The sequence below is a fragment of the Pseudomonas emilianonis genome, assembly GCF_023072625.1.
Taxonomy (GTDB): domain Bacteria; phylum Pseudomonadota; class Gammaproteobacteria; order Pseudomonadales; family Pseudomonadaceae; genus Aquipseudomonas; species Aquipseudomonas paraveronii.
This window is the reverse complement of record NZ_JAKNRV010000290.1, coordinates 1-6,736: the sequence shown is the minus strand read 5'-3', so window position 1 is coordinate 6,736 and position 6,736 is coordinate 1. Positions and strand designations below refer to the sequence as shown.

Below are 6,736 nucleotides of genomic sequence, written 5' to 3'. Positions count from 1 at the left end.
CAGAGGCAGATCGGCGAACAACTGGCGATTGGTGGTCGCATCGCTGTCGCCACGCATGCTCAGTTCGGCCTGGGCCGAGACAATGCGCGAGGCCGTCTTGCGCAGCTCGTCTTCAAGCTCCATGTTCGGGACGCGTGGGGCCAGCGCCGAAGGCGTGTAATCCAGGGCAGCCGTCAGCTCGACACCGCCGGCAATACGACGGTTACCGATAATCGCAGCGTCGGCGCCCAGCTCGTCACGTACCAGTTTCATGGCCTGACGCATATCGGCGGCGAAAAAACGCTTTACTTGCATAACCCACTACCTCAGCCGTTGGGCCCTACTGTCGCGACGATAGTCACTTGCTTGTTGTCAGGGATTTCCTGATAAGCCAAAACGTGCAAATTCGGCACTGCCAGGCGTCCAAACCGCGACAACATCGCTCGGACCGGACCTGCCACCAGCAGAATCACCGGTTGGCCCTGCATTTCCTGGCGCTGTGCGGCGTCGATCAACGAACGCTGCAGTTTTTCAGCCATGCTTGGCTCCAGCAGAACGCCCTCTTCCTGGCCTTGTCCTGCCTTCTGAATACTATTGAGCAATATTTGTTCCAACCTTGGCTCCAAGGTGATCACAGGCAGCTCAGACTCAACCCCTACAATGCTTTGCACGATAGCGCGGGACAATCCGACGCGCACCGCAGCCACCAGGGCGGCGGTATCTTGACTCTTGGCGGCATTGTTGGCGATGGCCTCGGCGATGCTGCGAATGTCGCGCACCGGCACCTGTTCGGACAGCAGCGCCTGCAGCACTTTGAGCAATTGCGACAGCGACAGCACGCCCGGCACCAGCTCTTCGGCGAGTTTTGGCGACGCCTTGGCCAGCAACCCCATTAATTGCTGGACTTCTTCGTGGCCGATCAGCTCGTGGGAGTGCTTGTACAGAATCTGGTTGAGGTGCGTGGCGACAACCGTACTGGCGTCCACCACGGTGTAACCGAGGGACTGCGCCTGGCTGCGCTGGCTGACTTCGATCCATACCGCTTCCAGGCCAAAAGCCGGATCTTTGGCGGTTATACCGTTCAGCGTGCCGAACACCTGGCCGGGGTTGATCGCCAGCTCGCGGTCGGGGTAGATCTCCGCTTCGGCGAGGATCACGCCCATCAGGGTCAGGCGGTAGGCGCTGGGGGCCAGGTCGAGGTTGTCGCGGATATGCACGGTGGGCATCAGGAAGCCCAGGTCCTGGGACAACTTCTTGCGCACGCCCTTGATCCGCGCGAGCAATTGGCCGCCCTGGTTGCGGTCGACCAGCGGAATCAGGCGGTAGCCGACTTCCAGGCCGATCATGTCGATCGGGGTCACATCGTCCCAGCCCAACTCCTTGGTTTCCTGGGCGCGGGCCGGCGACGGCAGCAGCTCCTGCTGGCGCGCGATTTCTTGCTGGGCAGTCACTTTGATCACGTTCTGCTTTTTCCAGAACAGGTAGGCGCCGCCGCCGGCCAAGGCCGCCATGCTCAAGAACGAGACGTGGGGCATGCCGGGCACAAGACCCATGATCGCCATGATGCCTGCCGCCACGGCCAGGGCCTTGGGCGAGGCAAACATCTGCCGGCTGATCTGCTTGCCCATGTCTTCGGAGCCCGACGCACGGGTCACCATGATCGCCGCAGCTGTGGATAACAACAGTGATGGCAATTGCGCCACTAAACCGTCACCGATAGTCAGCAGGGCGTAGACCTTGCCCGCATCGCCAAAGGTCATGCCGTGCTGGAAGATCCCGACCGCCATGCCGCCGATCAGGTTGATGAACAGAATCAACAGGCCGGCGATGGCATCGCCGCGCACGAATTTGCTGGCACCGTCCATGGAACCGTAGAACTCGGCTTCCTGAGCCACTTCCAAGCGGCGCGACTTGGCTTGGTTCTGGTCGATCAGGCCGGCGTTGAGGTCGGCGTCGATGGCCATCTGCTTGCCGGGCATGGCATCGAGGGTAAAGCGCGCGCTCACCTCGGAAATCCGCCCGGCGCCCTTGGTCACCACCACGAAGTTGATGATCATCAGGATCGCGAACACCACGATACCGACCACGTAGTTACCGCCGATCACCACCTCACCGAAGGCCTGGATCACCTTGCCGGCGGCGGCGTGACCGTCCTGGCCGTTGAGCATCACCACCCGCGTGGACGCCACGTTCAGCGCCAACCGCAGCAGCGTGGCGATCAGCAGGATGGTCGGAAAGACCGCAAAGTCGAGCGGCCGCAGGGCATAGACGCAGACCAGCAACACGACGACGGACAAAGCAATGTTGAAGGTGAAGAACACGTCGAGCAGGAACGGCGGTATTGGCAACATCATCATTGCCAGCATCACCAGCAACAACAACGGCACACCCAGATTGCCCCGCGACAAATCAGTCAGGGTGCCACGGGCCGTGTTGAGCATTTGAGAGCGATCTACCACCGGTATTCCTCGCGTTCCTTGAAGCAAAGTTTTGACGCCAGAGGGCGTCCTGAAGGCGGTATTGCAAGAAGCCTTCCAACTTTTGCGTGAGGTCGCAGATCCCTTATGACGAGGACTGACTGACGGACGAGCAGGTCGGGGATCAACTGATTCAAATGACCGAAGACCTGCCGGCAGGCCTCAGCGAAACACTTGCTTGAGCCAATGGATTGCTCAATGACTTTTCGTTTGAGCTGGAAGGGATTCGACGCGAGGGGGCACCAGGAATTGCACAATTAGTCAAACTGGCCCAGTTACTGGCAGAGCGGGCGCTCAATAGCACCACCGGTGGAACGATCGCGGGCACTTAACGACCTGATGGTGGATCGCTCCGACGCTCTGCGTGGGAACGATCAAACCAGCCGACGTTATTTAGAGAGGGTTTTCACGCTCGTGGCCTGATCGCCCTTAGGCCCTTTTTCGACGAGAAACTCCACTTTCTGGCCCTCTTCAAGAGACTTGAAACCCTCTGCCTGGATGGCGGAAAAATGGACGAACACATCGCCGCCGCCATCCTGGCTGATAAACCCAAACCCCTTCTCCGCGTTAAACCATTTCACAGTGCCTGTTGCCATGGCCGTTCTCCGTACACTTCAATTAAGGACTTACACAGGTGTCGTCAGATCAGTCGAATGTCGCATGCATAGATGCCAGTCGGTCGATGGATCATCCGAAACTCCACTTTCTGCCCCTCCGACAGCAGGCGTCTATCCGAACTGCAAAGTTCTACCGATACATCTTCTGCCCCACTGTCCAGCGCAATCGAACCCAGTCCGGTCTGCTGGTCATAAGATTTGACCCTGCCTGTGAATAGCTGCATCGCCCCACTCCCTGCATCTTGTTGCGCAGTACGCGAGGTAATAGAACCGCGAGAAGGCGATGCTGGCTACTGTCAAAGTTGACAGGTAAGGGAGGTTTACGACGAATGGCACGGTGGCAATTCGAAAGGGTGTTTGCAGTCAGGAATCGCGGCGCAAGTCCGGCGGAATCGGCAGGTCTTTAAGCGGATCAGGCCGCTTGCCCTTGCCCGCGCGGTACTGGCGAATCTGATAGACATACGCCAACACCTGCGCCACCGCAAGGTACAGCCCCGCCGGGATTTCCTGGTCGAGGTCGGTGGAGTAGAAGATCGACCGCGCCAGTTCCGGCGATTCCAGCAACAGAATGTCGTTGGCCACGGCGATTTCGCGGATCTTCAGCGCGGTGAAGTCGCTGCCCTTGGCCAGCAGCATCGGCGCGCCGCCCTTCTCCGGGTCGTACTTGAGGGCCACCGCGTAGTGGGTCGGGTTGGTGATCACCACGTCGGCGTCGGGCACCGAAGCCATCATCTTGCGCTGAGACATTTCGCGCTGCAGTTGGCGAATGCGCTGTTTGACCTCGGGGCGGCCTTCCTGGTCCTTGTGTTCGTCGCGCACTTCCTGCTTGGTCATCAGCAGTTTCTTGTGGCTTTCCCACAACTGGATCGGCGCATCCACGGCGGCGATCAGGATCAGCCCGGCAGCCATCCATAACGCACTCCAGCCCACCACTTGCACGCTGTGGATGATCGCTGATTCCAGCGGTTCATGGGCGATGCGCAGCAGGTCATCGATGTCGGAGGACAATACCGCCAGCGCCACGAACAGAATCAGGATGAACTTGGCCAACGCCTTTAGCAGCTCCACCAACGCCTTGGCGGAAAACATGCGTTTGAGCCCGGCTGCGGGGTTCATGCGGCTGAATTTTGGCGCCATGCTGCTCGCAGCGAACAGCCAGCCGCCAAGGGCGACGGGGCCGATCAGCGCAGCCAGGAGCAAGGTGATCAAAATCGGCTGCACCGCCAGGATCGCGATTTTTCCCGAATGCAGCAGGTACTGCCCCATGGCGCCGGGGTTGAGCAGCACTTCACGGGGCAAGGTGAAGTTGTGTTTCATCAACTCCATCAGGTCGAGCGCCAGGCCGCCGCCGTAGATCAGCAAGGCGCCGGAACCGGCCATCATCGTCGCAACGGTGTTGAGCTCTTTGGAGCGGGCAATCTCGCCCTTTTCCCTGGAGTCCTTTTTACGTTTCTCCGTGGGGTCTTCTGTTTTGTCCTGACCACTCTCGCTCTCGGCCATGGCTCAGCGCGCCCGTGCCAGATCACGTAGGAACTGCAAGGCGTCGGTCGCCAGCGGTTGATACTGATTGAGAATGTCGGCCATGCCGATCCAGAAAATCCCCATGCCCAACACCAGGGTCAACGGGAAACCGATAGAGAAGATATTCAGTTGCGGCGCCGCGCGGGTCATCACGCCAAACGCGATGTTGACCACCAACAGCGCAGTGATCGCCGGCAGCACCAGCAACAGTGACGCGCCCAACACCCAACTGAGGCGCCCCACCAGTTCCCAGAAGTGATTGACCACCAGCCCCGAGCCGACCGGCAAGGTGGTGAAACTTTCGGTCAGCACCTCGAACACCACCAGGTGGCCGTTCATGGCCAGGAACAGCAAGGTCACCAGCATGGTCAGGAACTGTCCGATCACCGCTGCCGACACGCCGTTGGTGGGGTCGACCATGGACGCAAAGCCCATGCCCATCTGGATCGAGATGATTTGCCCGGCAATCACGAAGGCCTGGAAGAATAGCTGCAGGGAGAAACCCAGCAGCGAGCCGATGAGGATCTGCTCGGCAATCAGCATCAGCGCACTGAGGTCCAGTGCGTTGACGGGTGGCATCGGCGGCAAGCCCGGCACCAGGACCACGGTGATCGCCACCGCGAAATACAGGCGGATGCGGCGCGGTACCAGGGTGGTGCCGAACACCGGCATGCTCATCAGCACCGCCGTGACCCGGAACAGCGGCAGGATAAACGAAGCCACCCAGGTACTGATCTGGGTGTCGGTCAACGCCAGCAGCGATTGCATGCGGTCAGCCGATCAACTGCGGAATACTGCCGTACAACTGCAGGATGTATTCCATGAAGGTTTGCACCAGCCAGGGGCCGGCGACAATCAACGTGACCAGCATCACCAGCAGGCGCGGCAGGAAGCTCAGGGTTTGTTCGTTGATCTGGGTGGCGGCCTGGAACATCGCCACCAGCAGGCCGACCAACAGGCTCGGCACCACCAGCACGGCGACCATCATGGTGGTCAGCCACAACGCTTCACGGAACAGGTCGACGGCAACTTCTGGGGTCATTGCCCTACACTCCGCCGAAACTGCTGGCCAACGTGCCGATAATCAGCGCCCAACCGTCCACCAGCACAAACAGCATGATCTTGAACGGCAACGAGATGATCAGCGGCGACAGCATCATCATCCCCATGGCCATCAGCACGCTCGCCACCACCAGGTCGATGATCAGGAACGGGATAAAGATCATGAACCCGATCTGGAACGCCGTCTTCAATTCCGAGGTGACAAACGCCGGCACCAGGATCGTCAGCGGTGCCTGGTCCGGGGTGGCGATGTCGGTGCGCTTGGACAGGCGCACAAACAGCTCAAGGTCGCTGGAGCGGGTCTGCGACAGCATGAAGTCCTTGATCGGGCCCTGGGCCTTGTCGATGGCGTCTTGCGCCGTGAGCTTTTCCGCAAGGTAAGGCTGCAGGGCTTGCTGGTTCACCTTGTCGAATACCGGCGCCATGATGAACATCGTCAAGAACAGCGCCATGCCGGTGAGGATCTGGTTCGATGGCGTCTGTTGCAGGCCCAGGGCCTGACGCAGGATCGAGAACACGATGATGATCCGGGTGAAGCTGGTCATCAGCATGACAAACGCCGGGATAAAACTCAGCGCCGTCATGATCAGCAGGATCTGCAGGCTGACCGAATACTCCTGGGCCCCGGCCGCGTTGGTGCCCAGGGTAATCGCCGGGATCGACAACGGGTCGGCGGCGAACGCCAATGGCGCGGCCAGCCACAGCATGAGCGTCAATAAAACGCGCATTACTTCTTATCCTTCTGATCCTTGCCCAGCAACTCCATCAGGCGCTGGGCGAATTCTGGCGTGGCGGCCTGGGTCGGGGCGACGTTGACCGGGGTCTTGAGCACGTGCAGCGGGGTGATGCGGCCAGGCGTGATGCCCAGCAGGATCTGTTCCTCGCCGACCTGCACCAGCACCAGCCGATCACGCGGGCCGAGGGCGCGCGAACCGATCATCTCGATGACCTGGGCGTTGCCCGGACCAATGTTCTGCACGCGACGCATTAGCCAGGCCAGCACAAAAATCAGCCCGACCACGAGCAACAGGCCCAGCACCAACTGGGTCAGTTGGCCACCGATGCCGCTGCTCACCACGG

At 60.2% G+C, this 6,736-nt stretch carries 9 protein-coding genes and 1 pseudogene; 1 reads left to right on the top strand and 9 read right to left on the bottom strand.

The genetic code is table 11. The annotated features are described in order from the left end of the window. A pseudogene (gene flhF, locus L9Z73_RS22735) lies at positions 1-294 on the bottom strand (flagellar biosynthesis protein FlhF); the annotation flags it as partial. A gap of 11 nt (positions 295-305) precedes the next feature. Beyond that, the gene (gene flhA, locus L9Z73_RS22730; protein WP_198717170.1) at positions 306-2,420 is read right to left on the bottom strand and encodes a flagellar biosynthesis protein FlhA; all 2,115 of its coding nucleotides are present in this window, start codon (positions 2,418-2,420) and stop codon (positions 306-308) included. A gap of 227 nt (positions 2,421-2,647) precedes the next feature. Between flhA and L9Z73_RS31610 the strand changes: the two genes are divergently transcribed. Beyond that, the gene (locus L9Z73_RS31610; protein WP_430624307.1) at positions 2,648-2,788 is read left to right on the top strand and encodes a DUF6124 family protein; all 141 of its coding nucleotides are present in this window, start codon (positions 2,648-2,650) and stop codon (positions 2,786-2,788) included. Between the two features lie 57 nt (positions 2,789-2,845). On the opposite strand, the gene L9Z73_RS22725 is transcribed toward L9Z73_RS31610, so the two are convergent. The 7 genes from L9Z73_RS22725 to fliO all read right to left on the bottom strand — a co-directional run bounded on the left by L9Z73_RS22725 (position 2,846) and on the right by fliO (position 6,734). After that, the gene (locus L9Z73_RS22725; protein WP_198717136.1) at positions 2,846-3,052 is read right to left on the bottom strand and encodes a cold-shock protein; all 207 of its coding nucleotides are present in this window, start codon (positions 3,050-3,052) and stop codon (positions 2,846-2,848) included. Positions 3,053-3,096: 44 nt separating this feature from the next. Then, positions 3,097-3,297: a cold-shock protein gene (locus L9Z73_RS22720; protein ID WP_247405753.1), complete on the bottom strand. Its 201-nt coding sequence runs from the start codon at positions 3,295-3,297 to the stop codon at positions 3,097-3,099. Positions 3,298-3,436: 139 nt separating this feature from the next. Continuing rightward, positions 3,437-4,573, bottom strand: a complete 1,137-nt coding sequence (gene flhB / locus L9Z73_RS22715; protein WP_247405750.1) for a flagellar biosynthesis protein FlhB — start codon at positions 4,571-4,573, stop codon at positions 3,437-3,439. Positions 4,574-4,576: 3 nt separating this feature from the next. Further along, positions 4,577-5,362, bottom strand: coding sequence for a flagellar biosynthetic protein FliR (gene fliR / locus L9Z73_RS22710; RefSeq protein WP_198717139.1), 786 nt, complete (start codon positions 5,360-5,362; stop codon positions 4,577-4,579). Positions 5,363-5,366: 4 nt separating this feature from the next. Then, the gene (gene fliQ, locus L9Z73_RS22705) at positions 5,367-5,636 is read right to left on the bottom strand and encodes a flagellar biosynthesis protein FliQ (protein WP_003175300.1); all 270 of its coding nucleotides are present in this window, start codon (positions 5,634-5,636) and stop codon (positions 5,367-5,369) included. A 4-nt stretch (positions 5,637-5,640) separates the two neighbouring features. Next, positions 5,641-6,384 carry a flagellar type III secretion system pore protein FliP gene (gene fliP, locus L9Z73_RS22700; RefSeq protein WP_198717140.1) on the bottom strand — a complete coding sequence of 248 codons (744 nt, stop codon included), beginning with the start codon at positions 6,382-6,384 and terminating at the stop codon, positions 5,641-5,643. Continuing rightward, positions 6,384-6,734, bottom strand: coding sequence for a flagellar biosynthetic protein FliO (gene fliO / locus L9Z73_RS22695; RefSeq protein ID WP_247405747.1), 351 nt, complete (start codon positions 6,732-6,734; stop codon positions 6,384-6,386). Before fliO ends, fliP begins: the two co-directional genes overlap by 1 nt. Between the last annotated feature and the right edge of the window lie 2 nt (positions 6,735-6,736).

Coding starts and splice junctions, on each gene's coding strand:
- flhA (WP_198717170.1), bottom strand. CDS start 2,420: ATGCTCAACACGGCCCGTGGCACCCTGACTGATTTGTCGCGGGGCAAT.
- L9Z73_RS22725 (WP_198717136.1), bottom strand. CDS start 3,052: ATGGCAACAGGCACTGTGAAATGGTTTAACGCGGAGAAGGGGTTTGGG.
- L9Z73_RS22720 (WP_247405753.1), bottom strand. CDS start 3,297: ATGCAGCTATTCACAGGCAGGGTCAAATCTTATGACCAGCAGACCGGA.
- flhB (WP_247405750.1), bottom strand. CDS start 4,573: ATGGCCGAGAGCGAGAGTGGTCAGGACAAAACAGAAGACCCCACGGAG.
- fliR (WP_198717139.1), bottom strand. CDS start 5,362: ATGCAATCGCTGCTGGCGTTGACCGACACCCAGATCAGTACCTGGGTG.
- fliQ (WP_003175300.1), bottom strand. CDS start 5,636: ATGACCCCAGAAGTTGCCGTCGACCTGTTCCGTGAAGCGTTGTGGCTG.
- fliP (WP_198717140.1), bottom strand. CDS start 6,384: ATGCGCGTTTTATTGACGCTCATGCTGTGGCTGGCCGCGCCATTGGCG.